The sequence below is a fragment of the Pseudomonas sp. 1L-C-7-B-C1 genome, assembly GCF_057291635.1.
Map to the genome: position 1 here is coordinate 38,006 of NZ_JBXAWH010000010.1, position 24,468 is coordinate 62,473.

22 protein-coding genes and 1 pseudogene are annotated in these 24,468 nt (G+C 60.3%); 11 read left to right on the forward strand and 12 right to left on the reverse strand.

Annotation, left to right across the window (positions count from 1 at the left end; all coding sequences use genetic code 11):
- Positions 1–117 precede the first annotated feature (117 nt).
- The 6 genes from exbB to AC0Z8Z_RS16140 all read left to right on the forward strand — a co-directional run bounded on the left by exbB (position 118) and on the right by AC0Z8Z_RS16140 (position 6,845).
- Positions 118–1,095, forward strand: a complete 978-nt coding sequence (gene exbB / locus AC0Z8Z_RS16115) for a tonB-system energizer ExbB (RefSeq protein WP_485619760.1) — start codon at positions 118–120, stop codon at positions 1,093–1,095.
- A 3-nt stretch (positions 1,096–1,098) separates the two neighbouring features.
- Positions 1,099–1,524, forward strand: a complete 426-nt coding sequence (gene exbD / locus AC0Z8Z_RS16120; protein ID WP_122534179.1) for a TonB system transport protein ExbD — start codon at positions 1,099–1,101, stop codon at positions 1,522–1,524.
- Positions 1,521–2,264 carry an energy transducer TonB gene (locus AC0Z8Z_RS16125; protein ID WP_172610254.1) on the forward strand — a complete coding sequence of 248 codons (744 nt, stop codon included), beginning with the start codon at positions 1,521–1,523 and terminating at the stop codon, positions 2,262–2,264. The genes exbD and AC0Z8Z_RS16125 overlap by 4 nt, the downstream gene beginning before the upstream one ends.
- Before the next feature lie 91 nt (positions 2,265–2,355).
- Entirely contained in the window at positions 2,356–3,285 is a 930-nt protein-coding gene (locus AC0Z8Z_RS16130; RefSeq protein ID WP_065988216.1) for a hydrogen peroxide-inducible genes activator, read from the forward strand.
- Between the two features lie 8 nt (positions 3,286–3,293).
- The gene (gene recG / locus AC0Z8Z_RS16135) at positions 3,294–5,369 is read left to right on the forward strand and encodes an ATP-dependent DNA helicase RecG (protein ID WP_122534181.1); all 2,076 of its coding nucleotides are present in this window, start codon (positions 3,294–3,296) and stop codon (positions 5,367–5,369) included.
- A gap of 87 nt (positions 5,370–5,456) precedes the next feature.
- Positions 5,457–6,845, forward strand: a complete 1,389-nt coding sequence (locus AC0Z8Z_RS16140; protein WP_122534182.1) for an aminoacyl-tRNA deacylase and HDOD domain-containing protein — start codon at positions 5,457–5,459, stop codon at positions 6,843–6,845.
- Positions 6,846–6,866: 21 nt separating this feature from the next.
- On the opposite strand, the gene AC0Z8Z_RS16145 is transcribed toward AC0Z8Z_RS16140, so the two are convergent.
- The 4 genes and pseudogenes from AC0Z8Z_RS16145 to AC0Z8Z_RS16160 form a co-directional block, all read right to left on the reverse strand.
- Positions 6,867–7,241: a helicase gene (locus tag AC0Z8Z_RS16145; protein ID WP_485619761.1), complete on the reverse strand. Its 375-nt coding sequence runs from the start codon at positions 7,239–7,241 to the stop codon at positions 6,867–6,869.
- Between the two features lie 328 nt (positions 7,242–7,569).
- Positions 7,570–7,839, reverse strand: a pseudogene (locus AC0Z8Z_RS16150) (HU family DNA-binding protein); the annotation flags it as partial.
- A gap of 188 nt (positions 7,840–8,027) precedes the next feature.
- On the reverse strand, positions 8,028–9,176 hold the full coding sequence (locus AC0Z8Z_RS16155; RefSeq protein WP_485619762.1) for an NAD(P)/FAD-dependent oxidoreductase: 1,149 nt from the start codon (positions 9,174–9,176) through the stop codon (positions 8,028–8,030).
- A gap of 33 nt (positions 9,177–9,209) precedes the next feature.
- Positions 9,210–9,377: a rubredoxin gene (locus AC0Z8Z_RS16160; RefSeq protein WP_002555879.1), complete on the reverse strand. Its 168-nt coding sequence runs from the start codon at positions 9,375–9,377 to the stop codon at positions 9,210–9,212.
- Positions 9,378–9,748: 371 nt separating this feature from the next.
- Here AC0Z8Z_RS16160 and AC0Z8Z_RS16165 point away from each other — a divergent pair, with 371 nt between their 5' ends.
- Both AC0Z8Z_RS16165 and ubiA read left to right on the forward strand, forming a co-directional pair.
- Positions 9,749–10,327: a chorismate--pyruvate lyase family protein gene (locus tag AC0Z8Z_RS16165; RefSeq protein WP_485619763.1), complete on the forward strand. Its 579-nt coding sequence runs from the start codon at positions 9,749–9,751 to the stop codon at positions 10,325–10,327.
- Positions 10,327–11,217, forward strand: coding sequence for a 4-hydroxybenzoate octaprenyltransferase (gene ubiA, locus AC0Z8Z_RS16170; protein ID WP_485619764.1), 891 nt, complete (start codon positions 10,327–10,329; stop codon positions 11,215–11,217). Before AC0Z8Z_RS16165 ends, ubiA begins: the two co-directional genes overlap by 1 nt.
- A 33-nt stretch (positions 11,218–11,250) precedes the next feature.
- Here the strand turns inward: ubiA and AC0Z8Z_RS16175 are convergent, their stop codons facing one another.
- Positions 11,251–11,631: a COG4315 family predicted lipoprotein gene (locus AC0Z8Z_RS16175; protein WP_485619765.1), complete on the reverse strand. Its 381-nt coding sequence runs from the start codon at positions 11,629–11,631 to the stop codon at positions 11,251–11,253.
- A 170-nt stretch (positions 11,632–11,801) separates the two neighbouring features.
- Between AC0Z8Z_RS16175 and phoB the strand changes: the two genes are divergently transcribed.
- From phoB to AC0Z8Z_RS16190, 3 genes are all read left to right on the forward strand, one after another.
- Positions 11,802–12,491 carry a phosphate regulon transcriptional regulator PhoB gene (gene phoB / locus AC0Z8Z_RS16180; protein ID WP_037016751.1) on the forward strand — a complete coding sequence of 230 codons (690 nt, stop codon included), beginning with the start codon at positions 11,802–11,804 and terminating at the stop codon, positions 12,489–12,491.
- Positions 12,492–12,580: 89 nt separating this feature from the next.
- Positions 12,581–13,840: a phosphate regulon sensor histidine kinase PhoR gene (gene phoR / locus AC0Z8Z_RS16185; protein ID WP_241043500.1), complete on the forward strand. Its 1,260-nt coding sequence runs from the start codon at positions 12,581–12,583 to the stop codon at positions 13,838–13,840.
- 100 nt (positions 13,841–13,940) lie between these two features.
- Positions 13,941–15,281 (forward strand): hemolysin family protein, encoded by a 1,341-nt coding sequence (locus tag AC0Z8Z_RS16190; protein ID WP_122623573.1) that lies wholly within the window; start codon positions 13,941–13,943, stop codon positions 15,279–15,281.
- A gap of 21 nt (positions 15,282–15,302) precedes the next feature.
- On the opposite strand, the gene AC0Z8Z_RS16195 is transcribed toward AC0Z8Z_RS16190, so the two are convergent.
- The 7 genes from AC0Z8Z_RS16195 to AC0Z8Z_RS16225 all read right to left on the reverse strand — a co-directional run bounded on the left by AC0Z8Z_RS16195 (position 15,303) and on the right by AC0Z8Z_RS16225 (position 24,451).
- Positions 15,303–16,211, reverse strand: coding sequence for a peptidoglycan DD-metalloendopeptidase family protein (locus AC0Z8Z_RS16195; RefSeq protein ID WP_485619766.1), 909 nt, complete (start codon positions 16,209–16,211; stop codon positions 15,303–15,305).
- 276 nt (positions 16,212–16,487) lie between these two features.
- Entirely contained in the window at positions 16,488–17,393 is a 906-nt protein-coding gene (locus AC0Z8Z_RS16200; protein ID WP_122534191.1) for a response regulator, read from the reverse strand.
- Between the two features lie 173 nt (positions 17,394–17,566).
- Positions 17,567–18,325: a phosphate signaling complex protein PhoU gene (phoU, locus tag AC0Z8Z_RS16205; RefSeq protein WP_122534192.1), complete on the reverse strand. Its 759-nt coding sequence runs from the start codon at positions 18,323–18,325 to the stop codon at positions 17,567–17,569.
- A 51-nt stretch (positions 18,326–18,376) separates the two neighbouring features.
- Positions 18,377–19,210 carry a phosphate ABC transporter ATP-binding protein PstB gene (pstB, locus tag AC0Z8Z_RS16210; RefSeq protein ID WP_065988194.1) on the reverse strand — a complete coding sequence of 278 codons (834 nt, stop codon included), beginning with the start codon at positions 19,208–19,210 and terminating at the stop codon, positions 18,377–18,379.
- A gap of 103 nt (positions 19,211–19,313) precedes the next feature.
- Positions 19,314–20,984, reverse strand: coding sequence for a phosphate ABC transporter permease PstA (pstA, locus tag AC0Z8Z_RS16215; RefSeq protein ID WP_485619767.1), 1,671 nt, complete (start codon positions 20,982–20,984; stop codon positions 19,314–19,316).
- A gap of 15 nt (positions 20,985–20,999) precedes the next feature.
- Complete coding sequence (locus AC0Z8Z_RS16220) at positions 21,000–23,285, reverse strand: ABC transporter permease subunit (protein ID WP_485619768.1); 2,286 nt, start codon at positions 23,283–23,285, stop codon at positions 21,000–21,002.
- Positions 23,286–23,470: 185 nt separating this feature from the next.
- Entirely contained in the window at positions 23,471–24,451 is a 981-nt protein-coding gene (locus AC0Z8Z_RS16225) for a phosphate ABC transporter substrate-binding protein PstS family protein (protein WP_485619769.1), read from the reverse strand.
- Positions 24,452–24,468 lie beyond the last annotated feature (17 nt).

Genomic DNA, 24,468 nt, shown 5'->3' on the forward strand with positions numbered 1-24,468 from the left:
ACTTTTGTTAACAAGAATTACTTGCAATAATGACGGCCCTTTGTTCTCCTCCGCTCGCCTCGCGCCAGCGTGACGCTCTCAGAACGAACACCTATTTTCATATCAGGTCGGGCCAGCATGACATCTATTCAAACCCCCGCTTCGTCCATTGCCAATCGAGGTCTGCCACGCGCAGGACGCGCCGTTGCCGCGCTGCTGTTCAGCCTGATGTTGACGCCCGTAGCGCTCGCCGACTCCAACGCTCCCGCACAAAACCCCGCCATACAGGCCGAGGCCCCAACCGCCGCACCGGTTGACCCTGCGACTACGCCAGGCGTTCAAGAACTGACCCCGGCATCTGCTCCGACTGAGTCGCTCGACGCCGTCGCGGAAGATAACAGCCTGGGCATGTCCCACGACCTCTCGCCATGGGGCATGTACAAGAACGCGGACATCATCGTCAAAGCCGTGATGATCGGTCTGGCCATTGCATCGGTCATTACCTGGACCATCTGGATCGCCAAGGGCTTCGAACTGCTGGGCGCCAAGCGTCGTCTGCGGAGCGAAATCGCTGCGCTGAAGCGCGCGCGCAACCTGGACGAAGCCAGCGCAGGGGCGAAGAAAGAAGGGACCCTTTCCCATTTGCTGGTGCACGACGCACTGGAAGAGATGCGCCTGTCGGTTAACACACGCGAACGGGAAGGCATCAAGGAGCGCGTCGCTTTCCGCCTTGAACGCCTGGTCGCCGCTTGCGGCCGCAACATGAGCATGGGCACCGGCGTACTGGCCACCATCGGTTCAACCGCGCCCTTCGTGGGCCTGTTCGGCACCGTCTGGGGGATCATGAACAGCTTCATCGGCATCGCGAAAACCCAGACGACCAACCTGGCCGTTGTGGCGCCGGGCATCGCCGAGGCCCTGCTGGCCACCGCGCTGGGTCTGGTTGCAGCGATTCCGGCCGTGGTCATTTACAACGTCTTCGCCCGCTCCATCGCCGGTTACAAGGCGCAAGTGTCCGACGCTTCGGCGCAGGTTCTGTTGCTGGTCAGCCGCGATCTGGATCACCAGCCTGCGGTCGAGCGCAGTCAATCGCCGCACATGGTAAAGATGGGGTAAACCATGGGCCTGCATTTGAAGGAAGGCGACGACGATCTCGCCGAGAACCACGAAATCAACGTGACGCCGTTCATCGACGTCATGCTGGTCCTGCTGATCATCTTCATGGTTGCCGCACCGCTGGCAACCGTGGACATCAAGGTTGACCTACCGGCCTCCACAGCCAAGCCAGTGCCTCGGCCCGAGAAGCCGATTTTCCTGAGCGTGAAAGCCGACCAGAGCTTGTACCTGGGCGATGAAAAGGTCGCGCGCGAGCAGATCGGTCAGGTGCTGGATGCCAAGACCAAAGGCAAGAAAGACACCACGATCTTCTTCCAGGCCGACAAGGGCGTCGACTACGGCGACCTGATGGACGTGATGAACGCCCTGCGCGGCGCCGGCTACCTGAAGGTAGGCCTGGTGGGTCTTGAGACGGTCGGCAAGAAATGATCAATACGCGCCAAAAGCTGACGCGCTATAGCGGTAGTCTCTTGTTGGTGCTGGCGGTCCATGCCGTGGCGATTGTCGTCGCGTTGCGCTGGCCCTCCTCGCAGGCCATCGAGCTGCCGCCGGCCGCGATGATGGTTGAGCTGGCGCCCGCTCCCGAGCCCGCTCCGCCGCCACCGCCGAAGGTCGTGCAACCACCGCAGCCGCCTGCGCCTGAAGAACAACTGCCGATTCCGCCAGTCGCCGAGGCGCCCAAGGCCGAAATCGCTGTACCCAAGCCGGTCAAGCCCAAACCCAAACCACAGCCGCCAAAACCTGTGAAGAAGGTCGAGCCGCCGAAGGAAGAAAAACCAGCCGACGACAAGCCGCTGGACGCACCGCCGTCCAATGCCAAGCCGGAGAAGTCAGCGTCGCCGCAACCTGCTGCGCCCACACCGCCAAGCAATGCATTACCCACTTGGCAAGGCGAACTGCTGAGTCACCTGAGCAAGTTCAAGCGTTATCCGGAAGACGCCCGACGTCGCGGCATGCAGGGCACCAGTAAGTTGCGCTTTGTGGTCGATGGCGAAGGTCGCGTTTTGTCCTACGAACTGGCTGGAGGTTCAGGAAGCGCCTCGCTGGACAGAGCGACGCTGGAAATGATCCGCCGCGCGCAGCCGCTGCCTAAACCGCCGCCGGAACTGCTGAAGAACGGCTCGCTGGAAGTGGTCGCACCCTTCGTTTATTCGCTGGATAAACGCTGAAACCAGAATTTTGTCAGCCGCGACGGGTTGATAACGTGCGTCTATCGATTGCACCCGCTATGCTGGGGCCGCAACTTCATGGACGCACGTTATGACCCTTACAGAATTGCGCTACATCGTTACCCTCGCTCAAGAGCAGCACTTCGGCCATGCCGCCGAACGCTGCCACGTCAGCCAGCCGACCTTGTCGGTGGGCGTCAAGAAGCTGGAAGATGAACTCGGCGTGCTGATTTTCGAGCGCAGCAAGAGTGCCGTACGTCTAACCCCGGTTGGCGAGGGCATCGTGGCTCAGGCGCAAAAAGTCCTCGAACAGGCTCAGGGCATTCGTGAACTGGCCCAGACCGGCAAGAATCAACTGACCGCTCCGCTTAAAGTCGGCGCGATCTACACCGTCGGCCCCTACCTGTTTCCTCATCTGATTCCCCAACTGCACCGGGTTGCCCCGCAGATGCCGTTGTACATTGAGGAAAACTTCACTCACGTGCTGCGCGACAAGCTGCGCAATGGCGAGCTCGACGCGATCATCATCGCTTTGCCGTTCAACGAGGCCGATGTCCTGACGCTGTCGTTGTACGACGAGCCGTTTTACGTGCTGATGCCGGCCGATCATCCATGGACTCAGAAAAAGACCATCGATGCTTCGGCGCTGAACGACAAGAGCCTGCTGCTGCTGGGCGAAGGTCACTGCTTCCGTGATCAGGTGCTTGAAGCCTGTCCGACATTGGTCAAGGGCGGCGATGCGGCCAAGCACACCACGGTGGAATCCAGTTCGCTGGAAACCATTCGGCACATGGTCGCTTCGGGGCTGGGTATTTCCATCCTGCCGATGTCCGCCGTCGACAGCCATCACTACGCACCCGGCGTGATCGAAGTTCGTCCGCTGTCGCCGCCGGTGCCCTTCCGCACCGTGGCAATCGCCTGGCGTGCCAGCTTTCCGCGTCCCAAAGCCATCGAAATCCTCGCAGACTCGATTCGTCTGTGTTCCGTCGCTCGCCCTAAAGCTCAGGCTGAAGCGAGTTAAGGGACGGTATGACGGAGCTGTCTCATGTCTCGGTCACGGCGCTAAAAGGCGTCGGTGAGGCCATGGCTGAAAAGCTGGCGAAAGTCGGTCTTGAGAACATTCAAGACGTGCTGTTTCACCTGCCGTTGCGTTATCAGGACCGGACTCGCGTCGTGCCCATCGGTGAGTTGCGCCCAGGTCAGGACGCCGTGATCGAAGGTGTGGTGAGCGGCGCCGACGTCGTCATGGGCAAACGTCGCAGTCTGCTGGTCAGGATCGGCGACGGCACCGGGGTGTTGAGCCTGCGCTTTTACCACTTCAGCAACGCGCAGAAGGACGGCCTCAAGCGCGGTACACACGTGCGCTGCTACGGTGAAGCTCGTCCCGGCGCCTCGGGGCTTGAGATCTACCACCCGGAATACCGCGCAATCACTGGCGATGAGCCGGTTGCTGTGGAGCAGACGCTGACACCGATCTATCCCACGACCGAAGGCCTCACCCAGCAGCGCCTGCGGCAACTGTGTCAGCAGAGCCTGTCGATGCTTGGGCCGAAGAGCCTGCCTGACTGGCTGCCGGACGAGCTGGCGCGCGACTACCAACTGGCGCCCCTGGCTGACGCCATTCATTACCTGCACAACCCGCCCGCCGATGCCGACGTTGAAGAACTCGCGCTAGGCCATCACTGGGCGCAGCACCGACTGGCATTCGAAGAGCTGCTGACGCACCAGCTTTCCCAGCAACGCCTGCGTGAAAGCCTGCGCTCGCAACGCGCGCCTGCACTGCCCCCGGCGAAACGCCTGCCGAAGAAATTCCTCGCTAACCTCGGATTCCCGCCCACAGGTGCGCAGCAGCGCGTCGGCAACGAGATCGCCTACGACCTCAGTCAGCAGGAACCGATGCTTCGGCTGATTCAGGGCGATGTGGGCGCTGGCAAGACGGTCGTCGCAGCACTCGCGGCGCTTCAGGCGCTGGAGGCGGGCTATCAGGTCGCACTGATGGCGCCCACCGAGATTCTTGCCGAACAGCACTTCATCAACTTCACCCGCTGGCTGGAGCCTCTCGGCATAGAGACGGCCTGGCTCGCGGGCAAACTCAAGGGCAAGGCGCGGGCGGCATCCCTGGCGCAGATTGCCGGCGGCACACCGATGGTGGTCGGCACCCACGCGCTGTTCCAGGACGAGGTGCAGTTCAAGAACCTCGCGCTGGTCATCATCGACGAACAGCACCGTTTCGGTGTTCAGCAACGGCTGGCCCTGCGCAAGAAAGGCGTCGGCGGCTCGATGTGTCCACATCAGCTGATCATGACCGCAACGCCTATTCCGCGCACGCTGGCGATGAGCGCCTACGCCGACCTCGACACGTCGATCCTCGACGAACTGCCGCCCGGGCGTACGCCGGTGAACACCGTTCTGGTTGTCGACAGTCGACGGATCGAAGTCGTCGAGCGCGTGCGCAATGCGTGCGCCGAAGGCCGGCAGGCGTATTGGGTGTGCACGCTGATCGAGGAGTCCGAGGAGCTGACGTGTCAGGCCGCTGAAACCACGTTCGAGGAACTCACCAGCGCGCTGGGTGAGCTCAAGGTCGGTTTGATTCACGGGCGCATGAAGCCCGCCGAAAAAGCCGCCGTCATGGGCGAATTCAAGCAGGGCAACCTGAATCTGCTGATCGCAACAACGGTGATCGAAGTCGGCGTGGACGTCCCCAACGCCAGCCTGATGATTATCGAAAACCCGGAACGCCTGGGCCTGGCCCAGCTTCATCAATTGCGCGGTCGGGTCGGCCGAGGCAGCGCCGCCAGCCATTGCGTGCTGCTGTATCACCCGCCGCTTTCTCAGATCGGTCGTCAGCGGCTGGGCATCATGCGTGAGACCAACGATGGCTTCGTGATTGCCGAAAAAGATCTTGAGCTGCGCGGGCCGGGCGAGATGCTCGGCACCCGCCAGACAGGGCTGCTGCAATTCAAGGTTGCAGACCTGATGCGCGACGCAGATTTGCTGCCTGCGGTCAGGGACGCCGCCCAGGCGCTGCTCGAACGCTGGCCGCAACACGTCAGTCCGCTGCTGGAACGCTGGCTGCGCCATGGCCAGCAATACGGCCAAGTGTGAAGCAGTCAACGCAATATCAGGGTGTCTCACCTCTATAACAACTAAGCTGGTTATACTTCAGCGATTGTAGGAATCTGGATACAGGCCATGACAGAAGTTGCCCACATCGACGCAACCCCACACTGCCCTTCCGTCATTCGGCAGCTGCTAGGCAAAATCGACTTTCGTGAAGTGACCGACGACGAGTCGCTCCCGCTCCAACAGAAAGTTCAGGCCATTCTGGTCGATGACTCCGTCGGCGCGCTGTTCATCCTGCTTCCGCAAAACCATTTGCTCGACCTCAATCGCATTACTGAATTGACCGGCCGCAAATTGAAGGCGGTGCCGAAAGAGTCGCTCGAACTCATGCTGCAGAAGCATAAACTCGGCACGTTGCCCGGCCTGCCTGCACTGACCAGCTCGCCTTGCCTGTACGAAGAACGCATTCTCTCCGGCCCTGCTGTTCTGATCGACTCTGGCGAACCGGGCCTGTTGCTGGAAATCAGCAGCGAGGATTTCAAGACGCTGCTGACCAAGGCCAGCGCCGCCCGCTTCGGCGAACCGGTGGCGTCGGTCACCCCCAACCTCACGCGTCCCGATGACGACCGCGAGGAGATCACCAAAGCCGTACAGAATTTCACCGCCCGGCGTATTCAGCAGCGTCTGGAGTCCACGGTGGAAATCCCGCCGTTGGCCGACACGGCGCAGAAGATCATCAAGCTGCGTGTCGACCCGGACGCGACCATCGATGACATCACCGGTGTAGTCGAAACCGATCCAGCATTGGCGGCACAGGTCGTGAGCTGGGCGGCCTCCCCGTATTACGGTTCGGCCGGCAAAATTCGCTCGGTGGAAGATGCCATCGTTCGCGTGCTGGGTTTTGATCTGGTGATCAATCTTGCACTCGGTCTGGCGTTGGGCAAAACCCTGGCGCTGCCCAAGGATCATCCGCAGCAGGCAACGCCGTACTGGCAGCAGTCGATTTATACGGCTGCGATCATCGAAGGGCTGACCCGCGCCATGCCCCGTGCCGAGCGCCCGGAAAGCGGCCTGACGTACCTTGCCGGCTTGCTGCACAACTTCGGCTACCTGCTGCTGGCGCATGTGTTTCCACCGCACTTTTCGCTGATCTGCCGCCAGATCGAAGTCAATCCGCATTTGCACCACAGCTACGTCGAGCAGCACCTGCTGGGCATCACTCGTGAGCAGATCGGCTCCTGGCTGATGCGCAACTGGGACATGCCGGAGGAACTGGTCATCGCACTGCGCTTTCAGCACGATCCGCACTACGCAGGTGAGCATTACAAATATGCGAATCTGGTGTGCCTGGCCGTGAGCCTGCTGCGCAAGGAAGGCATCGGCTCAGGCCCTCTAGAAAGCATTCCGGACGAGCTGCTAGAGCGTCTGAAGCTCTCTCGCGAGAAAGCCCAGGACGTGGTGAAAAAAGTGCTGGAGGCCGAAGTGCTGTTGCGCGAACTGGCCTCTCAGTTCAGCTGATCTCGGACTGGCCGGGGAAGACTATTTCTTTTTCCTCGGCTTCAAATACTTCGTTAGCCCTTGAAACCACATCACCAGGCCGGCATTGCCGGTGACCACGATGTTCTTGTCCTGAATGCCCTGCATGAACGCGAGCTGCTTGTTCCGGGCCTGCAGGGTGGCAAAGCCGTAATCGGCATCCTTGAAAGTGATCACGAAAGCAGGTGCGGCAAAGGTGCCCGCGCGGCTCTTGACGCGTTGCTCGTGCACGATGAAATGCCGGGCAATCTTGCCGTCAGCCGTTTGCAACTGGAAAGCGAGGTCCTTCCCCGCGAGTTGCTGTTGAAAAGCGGGATTGTTGCGACTGGCGCGGGCCATCAACAGGCCCAACATCCAGAGTAGAAAGCGAAACTTCATGCGTGGGCCTCATGGAATAGACGGCGGTCAGGGTTACCAGCCGCAGTGTAGCGAGCTTGATCGCCCGATGAGCAGGCAGAACCGCTCAGTCGCAAAGTGGCGCAGTAGACGTAACGCGCAGGTCCGCAAGGTGGATTCGTCGGGCATAAAAAAATGGACATGCCGACTGATCGGCATGCCCATCTCCATGCTGCTCGCCCTCCGCAGAGCGCTCAGCGAATTACTTTTTCTTTGCTGCAGGTGCCTTGGCGACTGCTGCCTTGGCTGGCTTGGCATCTTGGGCGGCGGCAGCAGGCTTGGCTGATTTCGCTGGCTTTACCGAGTCCGGATTAACGCTGTCTTTGAGAAACTTGCCCGGCTTGAATGCAACCGTGTTGCTGGCCTTGATCTTGACAGGCTCACCGGTCTGAGGGTTCTTACCGGTACGGGCGCCACGATGGCGTTGCAGGAAAGTGCCGAAGCCGACCAGCGTGACGCTGTCCTTTTTGTGCAGCGCGTTGGTGATTTCGTCGAGCACGGCGTTGAGGACGCGATTGGCTTGTTCTTTGGTGAGATCTGCTTTCTCGGCAATAGCCGCTGCGAGTTCTGGTTTACGCATATGAAGCCTCTTTTACGGTTTTTTGTTTTTATGTCCCGTGCAGCCCTTGCGGACAGCGAGCAGGTGCCGCAACAGCTCTACGTTGCGGCAGACCGGAATGAGAATGGCACGCCACCGTGACCCACGCCAGTACGTGGGACACGTTTGTTTCAACTAAAAGATGGCTTATCCGACAGAACGACTGTTAATCAGGCCAACAACGGGGGCAAGGCCTTGTTCAGCGCGAGCTTCTCCATCACTGCAGCGCCTGTTAGCGCGTAGCCCAGCAGGTTACCGTCGCTGTCGCGGCACAGCGCCTTGATGTCGGCGCCCTCACCTTCAACGGTCCAGACACCTTCCAGGCCCTTCGGCGGCGGGGAGACCACCAGCGGGCATACCGGCGTTTTCACGGTGACCGGCATCGGGCCATATTTAACGGGTGTGGGCGTGCCAGCCAGAGTTTGCGCCAATGCTCGGGCGCAGTTCATCAGCGGCATGACGTAGAGCAGATTCAGCCCATCGACTTCAGCGCAGTCGCCCAGTGCGTAGATGTTGGCGTGGGAAGTCTGCAAATGCCGGTCGACCACAACGCCCCGCCCGATTTCCAGGCCTGCCGCTGCGGCGAGATCAGTGCGAGGACGCAGGCCGATGGCCGACACCACCAAATCGCAGTGCAGCACCTCGCCATCCGACAGATGCGCTTCGAGCCCGTCGTCGGTGCGCTCAAGCCGTGTCAGCAGTGGGCCAAGGTGAAAACGCGCGCCCAGGCTCTCCAGCCCGGCCTGTACCGCTGCGGCGGCAGCAGGGTGCAGCAGCGTCGGCATGACCTGCTCGCACGGCGCAACCAGGTCGATTTCGTAGCCTCCGAGGACCAAGTCATTGGCAAACTCGCAGCCGATCAGGCCTGCCCCAAGGATCAACACCCGTTTCTTGCCGGCGGCAGCGGCACGGAAACGCGCGTAGTCCTCCAGATCGTTGATCGGGAATATGGCGTCGGCAGCGTCGCCCGCCACCGGCACGCGCACGGTTTCCGCGCCCCACGCCAGAATCAGGTCGCGGTAAGGCACCGCTTCTTCGCCGATCCACAGCCGCTTGTGCCCCGGATCGATGCCGCTGACGCGGGTGTGCGTGCGCACTTCAGCCTTGAGCTGATCGGCCATGGCGCCCGGCTCGGCCATGCTCAGTCCGTCGGCTTCCTTGTTTTTGCCAAAGCCGGTGGAGAGCATGGGTTTGGAGTACGAACGGCCGTCATCGGCGGTGATCAGCAAGAGCGGGGTTTCGCCATCCAGCTTGCGAAATTCGCGAGCAAGGTTGTAGCCGGCCAGCCCGGTGCCGATGATCACGACAGGTGCGTTCATTCATTTCTCCAGAGGGTCATGGAAGTCGGCGTATCAGCCGATTTCGATCATTTCAAAATCCATTTTGCCGACGCCGCAGTCGGGGCACAGCCAGTCTTCCGGCACATCCTGCCAGAGCGTGCCCGGCGCGATGCCGTCATCCGGCCAACCATCGGCTTCGTTGTAGATAAGGCCACAGACTATGCATTGCCACTTTTTCATTGCTCGGTTCTCTTGGTTTCAGGCTAGACGTCCCAGACGTTTCACTGTGGTCGCGAAATTTATCGAATGGGTCAGGCCTTTTACTGATCACAGCGCCATGACGCAAGTTTCATTGGTGTACAGCGCGCGCTTTTCAGAGGATTGGCTCAAGCGCGATGGCGTCGGTCGTCATGTCGCAAGATTGATAGCGTCCAAACCGGCCTCTTCCCGGCTGAAGCCGGTCCTACGAATGCCGTGCATCTGTAGGACTGGCTTTAGCCGGGAAGGCGTCAGTAGCTTCACTGCGACCATGGAATGGCGCTCCGGTCGTCGGTGAAAAATCGCAATCATGCTAAGCTCGCCGCCTCGATTGCCGCCTGTGTTTGTCCCCCGTGATCCAGCAAACCCCAGCATTTCCAACGCCTGAATGGCTTTCGCGCGATCAGTTGATCGAAGCGCCTTCGCCGATCGTACTAGAGTGGCTGTTCCACGAAGATTCCCTGACCCGACGCCTGACCCGCCTCTCTGACAATCGCTTCTGTGTCAGTCCGCAGTTCGAAGGCTGGCAGCGTCTACGTGATGATGAATGCGCCGCGCTGCAGTTACCTGAAGGCAGCGAGGGCTGGGTACGGGAAGTCTATCTGCTGGGCCATGATGAAAATTGGGTGTTTGCCCGCAGTGTTGCCGGGAGAACTGCGCTGGAGCATGCCGGCCTGCACATGGACGAACTCGGTACCCGATCGCTGGGGGAGTTACTGTTCAGCGATAAAGCCTTCGTCCGCGGCCCCCTGCAGGTCTGCCGCTATCCTGCAAAATGGCTGCCTGCGACTGATGCACAGCAGGGCTTGTGGGGCCGCCGCTCCTGTTTCAGCCGTGGGGCTTTGAGCATTCTGGTGGCGGAAGTGTTTCTGCCCACCGCATGGCGCGCGATCGAAGCCAACCTTCCACTGCACGCCCAAGAGGGCCGCTGATGTACCTGTCGCTGCTCAAATCCCTGAACCGTCTGTACCCGCGCGCCTGGGACTTCATCCAGCTCACGCGCATCGACAAACCCATCGGCATTTATCTGTTGCTGTGGCCCACACTGTGGGCCGTGTGGATTGCCGGCAAAGGTTCGCCCTCCCTTAGCACGCTGCTGATTTTCGTCGTCGGAGTGTTCCTGATGCGCGCGGCGGGCTGCGTGATCAACGACTTCGCCGACCGCAAGGTGGACGGCCACGTCAAACGCACCGAGCAGCGGCCGTTGGTCAGCGGCAGGGTGACGTCAAAAGAAGCGCTGATCCTATTCGCCGTGCTAGTGACGCTGAGCTTTGTGCTGGTGCTGTTCACCAACGCGACGACGATCTGGCTGTCATTCGGCGGGCTGGCCCTCGCAGCGACTTACCCCTTCATGAAGCGCTACACCTACTACCCGCAAGTGGTGCTGGGTGCGGCGTTCTCGTGGGGCATGCCGATGGCGTTCACCGCCGAGACCGGCGAGCTGCCGGCTGCCGCGTGGCTGCTGTACATCGCCAATCTGCTGTGGACGGTGGGGTACGACACGTACTACGCGATGACCGATCGCGAGGACGACTTGAAAATCGGTGTGAAATCCACCGCCGTGCTATTCGGTGACGCGGATCGGGTGATCATCCTGACGCTGCAATGCCTGGCGTTGTTCTGCCTGATGCTGGCAGGAACACGCTTCGAGCTGGGCCAGTACTTCTTTATCGGCCTGCTGGTCGCGGCGGGATGCTTCGCCTGGGAGTTCTGGTCGACACGGGACAAAGACCCGCAAGCCTGCTTCAGAGCCTTTCTGCATAACCACTGGGCGGGGCTGGCGATTTTTGTCGGTATCGTGGCGGACTACGCGCTGCGCTGACCGATCCGGGCCGACGCAGCGCGAAGGTTCAGATCAAGGCTTGGCGATGTGCCAAACGTCGCCCTTGCCGTCGCCGGTTTTTTCGCCAGCGGCCTTATCGCTTTTGAAGAAGTACAGCGGTTTGCCCTTGTAAACCCACTGCGAGGCGCCGTCATCGCGCTTGATGATGGTCCAGTCGCCTTCAGGCTTATCACTGGCGGTGGCGGTCAGCGGCGGCCAGTTGGTTGCGCATTGATCGTTGCAGACGGACTTGCCTGCAGAGGTGTCTTTGTCAAAGGTATAAAGCGTCATGCCCTTGTGGTCGGTGAGCATGCCGTCGCTGGTCATTGCAGGCGCGGCAGCGAATGCCATGCCGGAGGACGCCAGTGCGGCTGCCGCCAAAAGGCGCATCAGAGCGGAAGAAATTTTAGCCATGGATGAATCCTCTTCTTGTTTGTCTTTGTATGGACGTTTCTTGTAGGACAAGTCGCCAGCTTAGCGCTAGACCGGCGAATACGCCTAGCTCGAACTAACCTGTCACACGACTGCAATAATTCCGTTATCTAATGCGCCCCAAGACAGTTAAATGACATGAGGTTCGAGGCATGGTTGGCAGGAGCATTCTGATCGTTGACGACGAAGCGCCCATACGCGAAATGATTGCCGTCGCACTGGAAATGGCTGGCTATGACTGCATTGAGGCTGAGAATTCGCAACAGGCCCACGCCGTTATCGTGGACCGCAAGCCGGACCTCATCCTGCTGGACTGGATGCTGCCCGGCACATCCGGCATCGAGCTGGCCCGCCGCCTCAAGCGTGACGAGCTGACCGGCGACATCCCGATCATCATGCTTACGGCCAAAGGCGAAGAGGACAACAAGATCCAGGGCCTCGAAGTCGGCGCTGACGACTACATCACCAAACCATTCTCTCCTCGCGAGCTGGTCGCCCGGCTCAAGGCCGTGCTGCGTCGGGCAGCCCCGAACGATGGCGAGTCACCGATCGAAGTAGGCGGTCTGCTGCTCGACCCGATCAGCCACCGCGTGACCATCGACGGCACACCTGCCGAGATGGGCCCGACCGAATACCGCCTGCTGCAATTCTTCATGACCCATCAGGAACGCGCCTATACCCGCGGGCAGTTGCTCGATCAGGTCTGGGGCGGAAACGTCTACGTGGAAGAGCGCACCGTGGATGTCCACATCCGACGTCTGCGCAAAGCCCTCGGCGAGGCTTACGAAAATCTGGTACAAACCGTCCGCGGTACTGGCTACCGTTTCTCCACCAAAAGCTGAAAAGCCTTTGGCAGCGATTCAGACCGCTGAAGACAAGGACGCGTTAATTGAATCACAACTGGCATGGCACCCTGATCCGCCACTTGCTGATGTTGGTCACAGCCTCGCTGCTGGCCGGATTGATCAGCGGGCATTACGGGGGGTGTCTGGCAATCGGTCTGGGGCTTTATCTGGCCTGGACGCTCAAACAGCTGTTACGCCTGCACGACTGGCTTCGCCATCACAAACCCGACGAGCCGCCGCCCGATGGCTATGGCTTATGGGGTGAAGTCTTCGACAGCATTTACCATCTGCAACGACGCGACCAGCGCGTGCGTGGCCGTCTGCAAGCGGTGATCGACCGTGTGCAGGAATCCACTGCCGCACTGAAAGATGCCGTGATCATGCTCGACAGCGACGGCAACCTGGAATGGTGGAACCGCGCCGCCGAAACGTTGCTGGGCTTGAAGACGCCCCAGGACAGCGGTCAGCCGGTGACCAATCTGGTGCGCCATCCGCGCTTCAAAGAGTACTTCGAGCACGCCAATTACGCCGAGCCGCTGGAGATCCCTTCGCCGGTCAATGACCGCCTGCGCATTCAGATGCTGATCACCCGATACGGCAACAACGAGCATTTGATGCTGGTGCGCGACGTGACGCGCATGCATCAGCTGGAGCAAATGCGCAAAGACTTCGTCGCCAACGTTTCCCATGAACTGCGCACGCCGTTGACGGTCATCTGCGGCTATCTCGAGACGCTGCTGGATAACGTCGAGGAAGTGAATCCGCGCTGGGTCCGGGCGTTGCAGCAGATGCATCAGCAAGGCGGGCGCATGCAGACGCTGCTCAACGACCTGCTGCTGCTGGCAAAGCTGGAAGCCACCGATTATCCGTCGGACAATCAGCCCGTGGCCGTGTCGTCGCTGCTGCAAAGCATTACCAATGATGCTCAGGCGCTATCGGGGAGCAAGAATCAACAGATCACTCTGGATCTGGAAAGCGACGACAGACTCAAGGGCAGCGAGGCCGAACTGCGCAGCGCGTTCTCCAATCTGATCTTCAACGCGGTCAAATACACGCCGGCCGAGGGCAAGATCCGCATCCGCTGGTGGAGTGACGGCCGTGGCGCACACTTAAGCGTCCAAGACTCCGGCATCGGCATCGACAGCAAGCACATTCCACGCCTGACCGAGCGCTTCTACCGCGTCGATTCCAGCCGCGCGTCAAACACCGGCGGCACAGGCCTGGGCCTGGCAATCGTCAAGCACGTGCTGTTGCGCCACCGCGCAGCATTGGAAATCAACAGCGTCCCGGGCAAGGGCAGTGTGTTTATCTGCAACTTTGCCCCGGCGCAGATGACCAAAGCCTAGGCAAGCCTGTAGATAGCCGCTAAATTGCGTCCCTTGTGCCCTCCAATTGTGAGGGCTTGTTTCATTCCACACTTCAAAACGGAACCTGCAAAACCCCATCATGGACCCTTCCCCTGGTATCAGCCTGGCTTCACTCTTCGCCGATTTCGGCATGATTCTTTTCGCAATGGTGTTGGTTCTGCTCAACGGATTTTTCGTTGCGGCCGAGTTCGCCATGGTCAAACTGCGCTCGACCCGCGTCGAGTCCATCGCCGAGAAAAACGGCTGGCGCGGGCGCATCCTACGCACCGTTCACAGTCAGCTCGATGCTTATCTGTCGGCCTGCCAGCTGGGTATTACGCTGGCGTCGCTGGGCCTGGGCTGGGTTGGCGAGCCGGCATTTGCTCACCTGCTGGCGCCGTTGCTCGAGACCGTAGGCGTGGAATCGCCGGAAGTCGTCAAAGGCGTGTCGTTCTTCAGCGCCTTTTTCATGATTTCGTACCTGCACATCGTGGTGGGTGAACTGGCGCCGAAATCCTGGGCCATTCGCAAACCCGAACTGTTGTCGCTGTGGACGGCGGTGCCGCTGTACCTCTTCTACTGGGCGATGTACCCGGCCATTTATCTCCTCAACGCCAGTGCCAACGGCATTCTGCGCATCGCAGGCCAGGGTGAGCCCGGCCCCCATCACGAGCATCACTACAGTCGTGAAGAGCTCAAGCTGATCCTGCACTCAAGTCGTGGTCAGGACCCGAGTGACCAAGGCATGCGCGTGCTGGCCTCCGCCGTGGAAATGGGCGAGCTGGAAGTCGTGGACTGGGCAAACTCCCGCGAAGACATGGTCTCGCTGGAATTCAACGCCCCGCTCAAAGAAATCCTCGCGATGTTCCGTCGGCACAAGTTCAGCCGGTACCCAGTGTACGACTCGGACCGCAACGAGTTTGTGGGTCTGCTGCACATCAAGGACCTGCTGCTAGAGCTGGCGGCGCTGGACCATCTTCCCGAGTCCTTCAACCTCGCCGAGCTCACGCGGCCGCTGGAGCGGGTGTCCAAGCACATGCCACTGTCGCGTCTGCTGGAGCAGTTCCGTCAAGGCGGCGCGCACTTTGCGCTGGTTGAAGAAGCCGACGGCAAGATCATCGGCTACCTGACGATGGAGGACGTGCTGGAAGTGCTGGTGGGCGACATTCAGGACGAACACCGCAAGGCCGAGCGCGGGATTCTGGCCTATCAGCCTGGCAAGCTGCTGGTTCGAGGAGACACCCCGCTGTTCAAGGTCGAGCGCCTGCTGGGCATCGATCTGGACCACGTTGAAGCTGAAACCCTGGCAGGCCTGATCTACGACAGCCTCAAGCGCGTGCCTGAGGAAGAGGAAGTCATGGAGGTCGAAGGCCTGCGCATCATCATCAAAAAGATGAAAGGCCCGAAGATCGTGCTGGCGAAGGTGCTGAAGCTGGATTGACCTGCCCGTCAGAGCAGATGATCAATTCCCGCCAATCGCGAAGTTGGGCAGGCTCTGGACCGGTTGCGAGAATTCGTACGGAATCGACTCCAGCGCCAGCCCGACATTGCGCTGCACCACGAAGTGCAAATGCGGGCCGGTGCTGTTGCCGGTGTTGCCGGACCGCCCGAGCGGCGCGCCCACTGCCACATGCTGGCCTTCCTTGACGCTCACCGATCCCTGCTGCAGATGCAGATAAACGCCCATCGTGCCGTCGTCGTGCAGGATGCGCACGAAGTTGCCTGACGGATTGGCGCCACGGCCCGACTGGGCATTTTCGGTCTTGATCACGGTACCGCCCCGCGCAGCAATGATCTGCGTGCCTTCGGGCATGGCGATGTCGATCGCATAGCGGCTCTTGGCGCCAACGTGGCTGTAGGACCCATTGGCACCCTGACTGATGCGAAACGGCCCGCCCACCCACGGCAATGGATAGCGATAGGCAAATCCATTCGCTGAGACACCGCGCTGCGGGTCACCCACGATTGATCGCAGGCTGGGCTTATAGGCCATGGCCTTGCTGGCGACTTGCGGGCTGAGGGCGATGAGGCGTTCGTTGCTGCGCGCTGGAATGGTACGACGAATGACCTGATCCGACACGCCGACCACATTCTTCACCCCGGCCAGACGCAGTTCGACTTCCACGGGCGCGTACAGATCATTGCGAACATACAGGCTGTCGCTGCCGTTGGCTTTTTTGACGCTCAGACGCACCTGGCTGTCGATGCGCTCGACCATGCGCTCGCGAAGCTTCATCACCTGCGCGCCGCGCACGGGCTGGTCGGTAAACGACACCACGCCATTGGCATCGGTGAACCGATAGATCGTGACTGCCCCGGCGCTCTGCGTGGCCAGCAGCAGGGCACAGACAACCAGCATGCGCTCTAACATCGGGAAGACCTGGTGAGTGGACGATTGGCGCCCAGCCTAACAGCGATGCCGACGCAATTGGACTCATCCGAATCAATCGGTAATAGACGAAGCGTCAAGGAAATCGCGTCAGCACAGGGCGCGATCGGAATTGCAATTTCTATGCTAGGTAACGCGGGAGCGAGCTTGCTCGCGAAGATGGACGCCCGGCCGCTGCACATTTAGCGGAGATACCGGTCTCATCGCGAGCAAGGTGGAGCGCCACCCGGTCGCTCCCACACATGAGTGCGCAGCGAATCAGGCACCCGGCACGAAGTGCTTCTGCGCCGTACCACGGGCAATCAGACGCGAAAGGTAATCAAGCTTCTGGGTGTCCTTGTCGACAAAGCGGAAAGTGACCTGCAGCCACTCACTGTCCGGCTTCTGCTCGAACGCGGCAATCGCGTGCAGATAGCCATTGAGACGCGCTACCTCGGCGTTTTCACCTTGCTCCAGATCGAGCACGGCGCTTTCAAGGATCTGCGGCAGGACTTCGCCACGGCGGACCAGCAGCGACGCTTCCTTGAGCGTCAACGCCTTGATCACGCAGGGCTGGTTTCCACCTGGGAGACGCAACTGACCCTGACCACGACCGGTAGGTGCGGCGGAAGGAGCCGCTTTTGCCACAGGCGGGACCATAGACTGAGCAGTTTGCGATGCAGTTGAAGCCGCAGGTGCCGTGTTGACGACCTCGGGACGGTTACCCGTCAAGGCGCTGAGCGAGTCATTGGCAAACGCTGCATTGACGCGGGCCGGGCCACTGGACATCAACGCGTCAAGCTTGCCGACCTTGTGCAGCGCCTTCTTGACCTTGGTCAGCAGTTGCTCGTTGGTAAACGGCTTGCCGATGAAGTCCGATACGCCAGCCTGGATCGCCTGAATCACGTTTTCCTTATCGCCACGGCTGGTGACCATGATGAAAGGCATGGTCTTCAGGTTGTCCTGCTGGCGGCACCAGGTCAGCAATTCAAGCCCGGACATTTCGGGCATTTCCCAATCGCACAGCACCAGATCGAACACTTCACGGCTGAGCAGCACTTGCGCCTTGCGACCGTTGACCGCGTCTTCCAGAGCGATACCCGGGAAGGCGTTGCGCAGGCCTTTCTTGACCAGATCGCGGATGAACGGTGCGTCATCCACCACCAATACACTGACTTTACTCATCGACGCTCCTGATGGCGTGTTCACCGTAAATGGCGAGCATTTGCTGGCGGGTGGCCAGCTGCCAAACTGTTTGACGACACCGGGACTTTTATTCGCGGGTGACTTGAAAAATATGGGCAGACCGGAGAAACAAAAACGCCCGGCGGTCGCCAGGCGTTTTTTCTCAGGCAATCTTATTTATCGTCAGGCTTGTCCAGAACATTAATCCTTTCGGCGGTCAGGCCTTTGACTTCTTCCTGCATGCGCTTGAGGCCCAGGTGGCGAACATCGGTACCGCGCACGAGGTAGATCACCAGTTCGGAGATGTTGCGCGCATGATCACCGATGCGCTCCAGCGAACGCAGGACCCAGATCACATTTAACACGCGGGAGATCGAGCGCGGATCTTCCATCATGTAGGTAACCAGCTCACGCAATGCGGTCTTGTACTCGCGGTCGATGTTTTTATCGTACTGCGCCACCGACAACGCCAGATCGGCATCGAAGCGGGCGAACGAGTCCAGTGCATCGCGCACCATCTTGCTGACCTGATCGCTGATGTGGCGCACTTCGACGTAACCGCGCGGGGACTCACCCTCTTCGCACAACTGAATCGCACGGCGGGCGATCTTGGTGGACTCATCGCCAATACGCTCAAGGTCGATGACCGACTTGGAGATGCTGATGATCAGACGCAGGTCGGAGGCGGCAGGCTGACGACGGGCCAGAATGCGCAGGCACTCTTCGTCGATATTGCGCTCCATCTGGTTGATCCGGTCGTCCACCTCGCGCACTCGCTGGGCCAGGCCCGAGTCGGCTTCGATCAACGCGGTGACCGCGTCGTTGACCTGCTTCTCGACCAGACCACCCATTTCCAGCAGGTGGCTGCGAACTTCTTCCAGTTCAGCGTTGAACTGCTGGGAGATGTGATGTGTATGGCTGTCTTTGATCATGAGTGTCCGTCCGATTGATTGCGCGGTGGTTCAAGGCTGACGAAACACGTGCTAGCCGTAACGACCGGTTATGTAGTCTTCAGTCTGCTTTTTGGTCGGATTGGTGAACAACGTATCGGTGTCCCCGTATTCGACCACCTTGCCCATGTGCAGAAACGCGGTGTAATCCGACACGCGCGCCGCCTGCTGCATGTTGTGGGTAACGATCACAATGGTGTATTTGGATTTCAGTTCGTAGATCAGCTCTTCGACTTTCAGCGTCGAAATCGGGTCGAGCGCGGAGCACGGCTCATCGAGCAGCAGCACCTCGGGTTCGACGGCGATAGTGCGGGCAATCACCAGACGCTGCTGCTGACCACCGGAAAGTCCGAGCGCCGACTCATGCAGGCGGTCCTTGACCTCGTCCCACAGGGCGGCGCCACGCAAGGCCCACTCGACGGCTTCATCAAGCACGCGCTTCTTGTTCACGCCTTGAATGCGCAGCCCGTAGACCACGTTCTCGTAAACGGTCTTGGGGAACGGGTTGGGCTTCTGGAATACCATGCCAACCCGGCGACGCAACTCGGCGACGTCCTCGCCCTTGGTGTAGATGTCGTGGCCATAGAGCTTGATCTCGCCCTGTACGCGACAGCCGTCCACCAGATCGTTCATGCGGTTGAAGGTGCGCAGCAAGGTGGACTTGCCGCACCCGGACGGCCCGATGAACGAGGTGACGCGCTGTTTCGGGATGTTCATGCGGATGTCGAACAGCGCCTGCTTCTCGCCATAGAAGAGATCCAGCCCCGGGACTTCCAGCGCAACGGCTTCGTTCGCCAGATCCAGCACCTGGCGCTTGCGACCCAGGGCCGACATGTTGATGCCGTGGGCGTGGGGTTCGTGTTGCATGGTCTCACTCCGATCGTAGCTGCAAACCTTAAGCCGCAAGCTGCAAGTGTGGTGCTGATACGGTATGCGGCTCTCAGCTTGCCGCTTGAAGCGTGTCGCTGACTCAGTCTTCGAAAGCCTTGTACTTGTCGCGCAGGCGGTTGCGAATCGTCACCGCCGACAGGTTCAGCAGCGCAATCACCAGCACCAGCAGCAGCGCCGTGGCGTACACCAGCGGGCGCGCCGCCTCGACGTTGGGGCTTTGAAAACCGACGTCGTAGATATGAAAACCCAAGTGCATGATCTTCTGGTCGAGGTGCAGGTACGGGTAATTGCCGTCCACCGGCAGCGACGGCGCCATCTTGACCACACCTACCAGCATCAGCGGGGCCACTTCACCCGCCGCTCGTGCCACGGCCAGAATCAGGCCGGTCATCATCGCCGGGCTGGCCATCGGCAAAACGATCTTCCACAGCGTTTCGGCCTTGGTCGCGCCCAGGGCCAGTGAACCTTCGCGCAACGTCAGCGGGATGCGCGCCAGGCCTTCTTCGGTGGCAACGATCACCACCGGCACGGCGAGGAGCGCCAGGGTCAACGATGCCCACAGCAAGCCCGGTGTGCCGAACGTCGGCGCAGGCAGGGCTTCGGGGAAGAACAGCTGATCCAGAGAACCGCCCAGCACATAAACGAAAAAGCCCAGCCCGAACACGCCGTAGACGATGGCAGGGACGCCCGCAAGGTTGTTCACCGCGATGCGGATCAAGCGCGTCATCACGCCCTGGCGCGCGTACTCACGCAGATACACAGCGGCGAGCACGCCAAAGGGCGTCACGATGACGGCCATGATCAGCGTCATCATCACGGTGCCGAAGATCGCCGGGAAAATCCCGCCCTCCGTATTGGCCTCGCGCGGGTCGTCGCTGAGGAACTCCCAAAGCTTCTGAAAGTAGAACCCCAGCTTGGTCATCGTGCCCATGGCGTTGGGTTGATACGCATGGACCACCTTGCCGATGCTGATCTCGATTTCTTTGCCGTTGGCGTCACGCGCCGTCAGGCTGTCACGATTGTATTCGGCGTGTAGCGCGCCCAGCCGCGATTCGACTTCCTTGTAACGCGCGTCATATTCAGCGCGCTCAGTGGCCATGTCGGCCTGAGCCGCTGCATCAAGTTCGCCATTGAGCTCAAGCTTGCGTGCCTGCAGACGCAGCCGCTCGATGCCGTGGTTGATCGCGCCGATCTCGCCCTTCTCCAGGTCGTCCAACTGATCGGAAATACCCTGCACCCGTTCGATACGCGCCTGCAGTTGCGGCCATGCGGCTTCACCTTCGGCGACGACTTTGCCGTCTTCCTTGACGTTGACCAGATAGCCGTAGAATTTGCCCCACTCGCGGCGCTCCAGCGTCATCAACTCCGCGGGCTTGCGATGATCCTTGAGCCACTCGCCGATGATCCAGTTGAAATCGCTTGGGCTGATGTCCCGGTTGCCGACCTTGAACAGATCGCGGGTCATGAACTCGGGCCCCTGATCAGGGACCGGCAACCCGGCGGCCTTGAGCCTGGCGCGCGGCACTTGTTCAGACTGAACCAGCTCGCCCACCAGCACGTGGCTTTCCTGCCCGGGAACGTCGTACTGGGCGGAGATCACATCGGCCGGCCAGAAATGCCCCAGCCCGCGCACGGCGATCACCGCCAGCAAACCGATGGTCATGATCACGGCAATAGATACCGCACCCGCGCTTAACCAGACGCCGGGGCCGCCACTGTTGAACCATCGCTTGAGGGAGGTCTGCTTCATAGGTTTCAACCTGCCCTAAAGAGACGAATACTGCTTGCGCAGGCGCTGACGAATCAGCTCTGCCAAGGTATTCATGACAAATGTGAACATCAGCAGCACCAGGGCAGCAAGGAACAGCACACGATAATGACTGCCGCCCACTTCCGACTCCGGCATCTCCACCGCCACGTTGGCCGCGAGCGTGCGCATGCCTTCGAACAGGTTCATGTCCATGATCGGCGTGTTGCCGGTGGCCATGAGCACGATCATGGTTTCGCCGACGGCGCGCCCCATCCCAATCATGAGCGCCGAGAAAATTCCTGGGCTGGCCGTCAGAATCACCACACGAACCAGCGTCTGCCACGGCGTGGCGCCGAGGGCCAGTGAGCCGAGCGTCAGGCCACGCGGCACGCTGAACACGGCGTCCTCGGCGATGGAATAAATGTTGGGGATGACCGCAAAACCCATCGCGATCCCGACCACCAATGCGTTGCGCTGATCATAGGTGATGCCCAGGTCGTTGGTGATCCACGAGCGCATGTCGCCGCCGAACCACCAGTTCTCGAGGTGCGGGCTCATGCTCAGTGAGACCCAGCCAATCAGCAGAATGACCGGAATCAGAATCGCGCTTTCCCAACCGTCGGGTACCCGCAGGCGAATCGAGTCCGGCAAGCGCGTCCAGCCAAACCCTGCCAGCAAGATGCCGATGGGGGTGAAGATCAGCAGGCTGAAGATGCCCGGCAGATGCCTTTCCAGATAGGGCGCCAGGAACAGCCCGGCGAAGAATCCGAGAATCACCGTCGGCATCGCTTCCATCAGTTCGATGATCGGCTTGACCTTGCGGCGCATGCGCGGCGCCATGAAGTAAGCGGTGTAGATCGCCGCAGCCACAGCAATTGGAGCGGCCAGGAGCATGGCGTAGAACGCGGCCTTCAGGGTGCCGTAAGTGAGTGGCGCGAGGCTGAGCTTGGGCTCGAAATCACTGCTGGATGCGGTGGATTGCCAAACGTATTTGGGTTCGTCGTAGTTCTCGTACCAGACCTTGTCCCACAACGCGCTCCATGAGATCTCCGGATGCGGATTGTTCAGGCTCATGGGCAGCAGCTTGCCGCTGTCTTCAACGATGATCCGATCCGCCCGCGGCGACAGGCCCATGACGGCCGGGCCGCTGGCTATCGGGTCGATCAGCAGCGTGCGGTGGGCGGTGCTGTGAAAAACGCCGAGCTTGCCGGAGGTGTCCATGGCAATGAAGCCTTTGCGGCGCTGCTCGGCGGTGATCTGGGAGATCGGCGCGCCACTCATTTTGAAATCACGAATGTGCTGCAGGCGCATCTCGCCATCGACGTCTCGGGCCATGAACCACTGCGCGATATTGCCTCTTGAGCTACCGATCACCAGAGAGACGCCACCGACCAGTTGCGTGCTGGCAGTGGTTTCGGCATTGGCATCTTCAAGAAGTTTGTAGCGGCCGTTCAGTGTGCGATCGCGCAGGTCGAACACGTCGACCAGCGCGCGACCATTGATCACGTACAGCCACTGCTGACGCGGGTCGACATAAATGGCTTTGACCGCTGCTGACAGCTGCGGCAGATCGATGCGGTTCTGCTCGCGATCGGTGTCGCCCGTCATCAGGTTTTCGGATTGGGTCAGCGACAGCACGTGCAGTTGGGTACCGGTTGCACCGGCCAGAATCAGGGTCGTGTCACTGGCGTTCAGATTGACGTGCTCAAGCGCCCGGCCGCCTTCGTCCAGCACCAGCGGCGTCTCGCCGTAGGGATAGGTAATCGTGGGGGTGATGGTTTTCTTGTTGTCGGGATAGCTGATCGGATAAGCGTGCTTGAACACCAGCACCTGTCCGTTGGACAGGCCGACCGCAATCAAAGGCTTGCCGGGCTGATCCTGGGCCACCGACGTCACTTTCGCGCCAGCGGGGATCGGCAGGGCCACGCGGGAAATCTCGCCGCCGTCCTTGAGATGGAAAAACAGCGCTTCGCCTTTGTCGGACACGCGCATGGCGACCTGATTCTGCTCTTCGATGACCAGCACTATCGGCTCGCCGGCATCTTGCAGCCAGGCAGGCGTTTGAGCATCGCTGCGCGTCAGCTTCGCACCCTGGAACAACGGCGCGACGACGTAAGCCAGGTAGAAGAAGATCAAGGTGATGGCGGCCAACACGGCAAGACCGCCCACTAACACGTACCAACGCGTCAGGCGGTCTTTGAACGCACGGATCCTGCGCTTGCGTTGCAGCTCGGGCGCATTGAAATCGATGCGCTCGGGACGGGGTTTGTCGGTCATTGATGAATTGGCCAAATCATTCATGCGCACACCGTAGCCACTCTGTATGACAAATACATGACAGCGAGGTGACGCAAAAAAGCCCGCCGCTCCTGAATCGGGGCAACGGACTGTTCAGTGTTCTGCGAGCCTCGTTCCATAAGGCCTTTGTCGTTTGTGGCGGGACGAACCTGTCACCCCGCTTCAGGGTTGTCTGGGCAGCGTGCTCGCTACCGTTCTTGTAGCCCCAGATCAGCCAAGGCTTTGCTGACGACCTTGGCTGGTAACGGAATGTACCCGTCTTTCATGACAACTTCCTGACCTTGTTTTGACAGGATCAATCTGACGAACTCGGCTTCGAGCGGATTCAACGGTTGGTTCGGCGCCTTGTTGACGTACACATAAAGGAAGCGTGCCAGCGGGTAGGTGCCATTCAATGCGTTGGCTTCGTTGTCTTCGACATACTCGCCGCCCTCCTTTTTTGCGAGGGGAACAGTGCGAACGCTGGACGTTTTATAACCAATGCCCGAGTAACCAATGCCGTTTAGCGAGTTGCTGATGGAGCTGACCACCGACGCAGAGCCGGGCTGTTCATTGACGTTGGGCTTGAAGTCGCCCTTGCACAGCGCCTCTTCCTTGAAGAAACCGTAAGTGCCGGAAACCGAATTACGCCCGAACAGCTGGATGGCCTTGCCGGCCAGATCACCCGTCACGCCCACATCGCCCCAGGTTTTTGCATCGGTCTTGGCACCGCAAAGCCGGGTCGCGGAGAAGATTGCGTCAACCTGCTGCAGCGTCAGGCCCTTGATCGGGTTGTCCTTGTGGACGAACACCGCCAGCGCATCCACCGCCACCGGAATCGCCGTAGGCTTGTAGCCACGCTTCTGCTCAAAGGCCGACAACTCGCCGTCTTTCATCTTGCGGCTCATGGGCCCGAGCGTCGCAGTGCCCTCGGTCAGTGCAGGTGGCGCTGTCGAGGAGCCAGCGGCCTGAATCTGGATGTTCACGCTTGGGTATTCTTTCTTGTAGGCCTCGGCCCACATCGTCATCAGGTTGGCGAGCGTGTCGGACCCTACACTGGACAGATTCCCGGAGACGCCACTGGTTTTGACGTAGGGCTTGATCGCCGGGTCGACAGCGGCACTCGCGTTGTCGACAGCCACGCCAGCCGCCACGAAAGTCAGCGCCGTCATCAAACGTTTGAAGGTCATGCCTTGCTCCTGCGGTT

Coding starts and splice junctions, on each gene's coding strand:
- exbB (WP_485619760.1), top strand. CDS start 118: ATGACATCTATTCAAACCCCCGCTTCGTCCATTGCCAATCGAGGTCTG.
- exbD (WP_122534179.1), top strand. CDS start 1,099: ATGGGCCTGCATTTGAAGGAAGGCGACGACGATCTCGCCGAGAACCAC.
- AC0Z8Z_RS16125 (WP_172610254.1), top strand. CDS start 1,521: ATGATCAATACGCGCCAAAAGCTGACGCGCTATAGCGGTAGTCTCTTG.
- AC0Z8Z_RS16130 (WP_065988216.1), top strand. CDS start 2,356: ATGACCCTTACAGAATTGCGCTACATCGTTACCCTCGCTCAAGAGCAG.
- recG (WP_122534181.1), top strand. CDS start 3,294: ATGACGGAGCTGTCTCATGTCTCGGTCACGGCGCTAAAAGGCGTCGGT.
- AC0Z8Z_RS16140 (WP_122534182.1), top strand. CDS start 5,457: ATGACAGAAGTTGCCCACATCGACGCAACCCCACACTGCCCTTCCGTC.
- AC0Z8Z_RS16145 (WP_485619761.1), bottom strand. CDS start 7,241: ATGAAGTTTCGCTTTCTACTCTGGATGTTGGGCCTGTTGATGGCCCGC.
- AC0Z8Z_RS16155 (WP_485619762.1), bottom strand. CDS start 9,176: ATGAACGCACCTGTCGTGATCATCGGCACCGGGCTGGCCGGCTACAAC.
- AC0Z8Z_RS16160 (WP_002555879.1), bottom strand. CDS start 9,377: ATGAAAAAGTGGCAATGCATAGTCTGTGGCCTTATCTACAACGAAGCC.
- ubiA (WP_485619764.1), top strand. CDS start 10,327: ATGTACCTGTCGCTGCTCAAATCCCTGAACCGTCTGTACCCGCGCGCC.
- AC0Z8Z_RS16175 (WP_485619765.1), bottom strand. CDS start 11,631: ATGGCTAAAATTTCTTCCGCTCTGATGCGCCTTTTGGCGGCAGCCGCA.
- phoB (WP_037016751.1), top strand. CDS start 11,802: ATGGTTGGCAGGAGCATTCTGATCGTTGACGACGAAGCGCCCATACGC.
- phoR (WP_241043500.1), top strand. CDS start 12,581: ATGTTGGTCACAGCCTCGCTGCTGGCCGGATTGATCAGCGGGCATTAC.
- AC0Z8Z_RS16190 (WP_122623573.1), top strand. CDS start 13,941: ATGGACCCTTCCCCTGGTATCAGCCTGGCTTCACTCTTCGCCGATTTC.
- AC0Z8Z_RS16195 (WP_485619766.1), bottom strand. CDS start 16,211: ATGTTAGAGCGCATGCTGGTTGTCTGTGCCCTGCTGCTGGCCACGCAG.
- AC0Z8Z_RS16200 (WP_122534191.1), bottom strand. CDS start 17,393: ATGAGTAAAGTCAGTGTATTGGTGGTGGATGACGCACCGTTCATCCGC.
- phoU (WP_122534192.1), bottom strand. CDS start 18,325: ATGATCAAAGACAGCCATACACATCACATCTCCCAGCAGTTCAACGCT.
- pstB (WP_065988194.1), bottom strand. CDS start 19,210: ATGCAACACGAACCCCACGCCCACGGCATCAACATGTCGGCCCTGGGT.
- pstA (WP_485619767.1), bottom strand. CDS start 20,984: ATGAAGCAGACCTCCCTCAAGCGATGGTTCAACAGTGGCGGCCCCGGC.
- AC0Z8Z_RS16220 (WP_485619768.1), bottom strand. CDS start 23,285: ATGAATGATTTGGCCAATTCATCAATGACCGACAAACCCCGTCCCGAG.
- AC0Z8Z_RS16225 (WP_485619769.1), bottom strand. CDS start 24,451: ATGACCTTCAAACGTTTGATGACGGCGCTGACTTTCGTGGCGGCTGGC.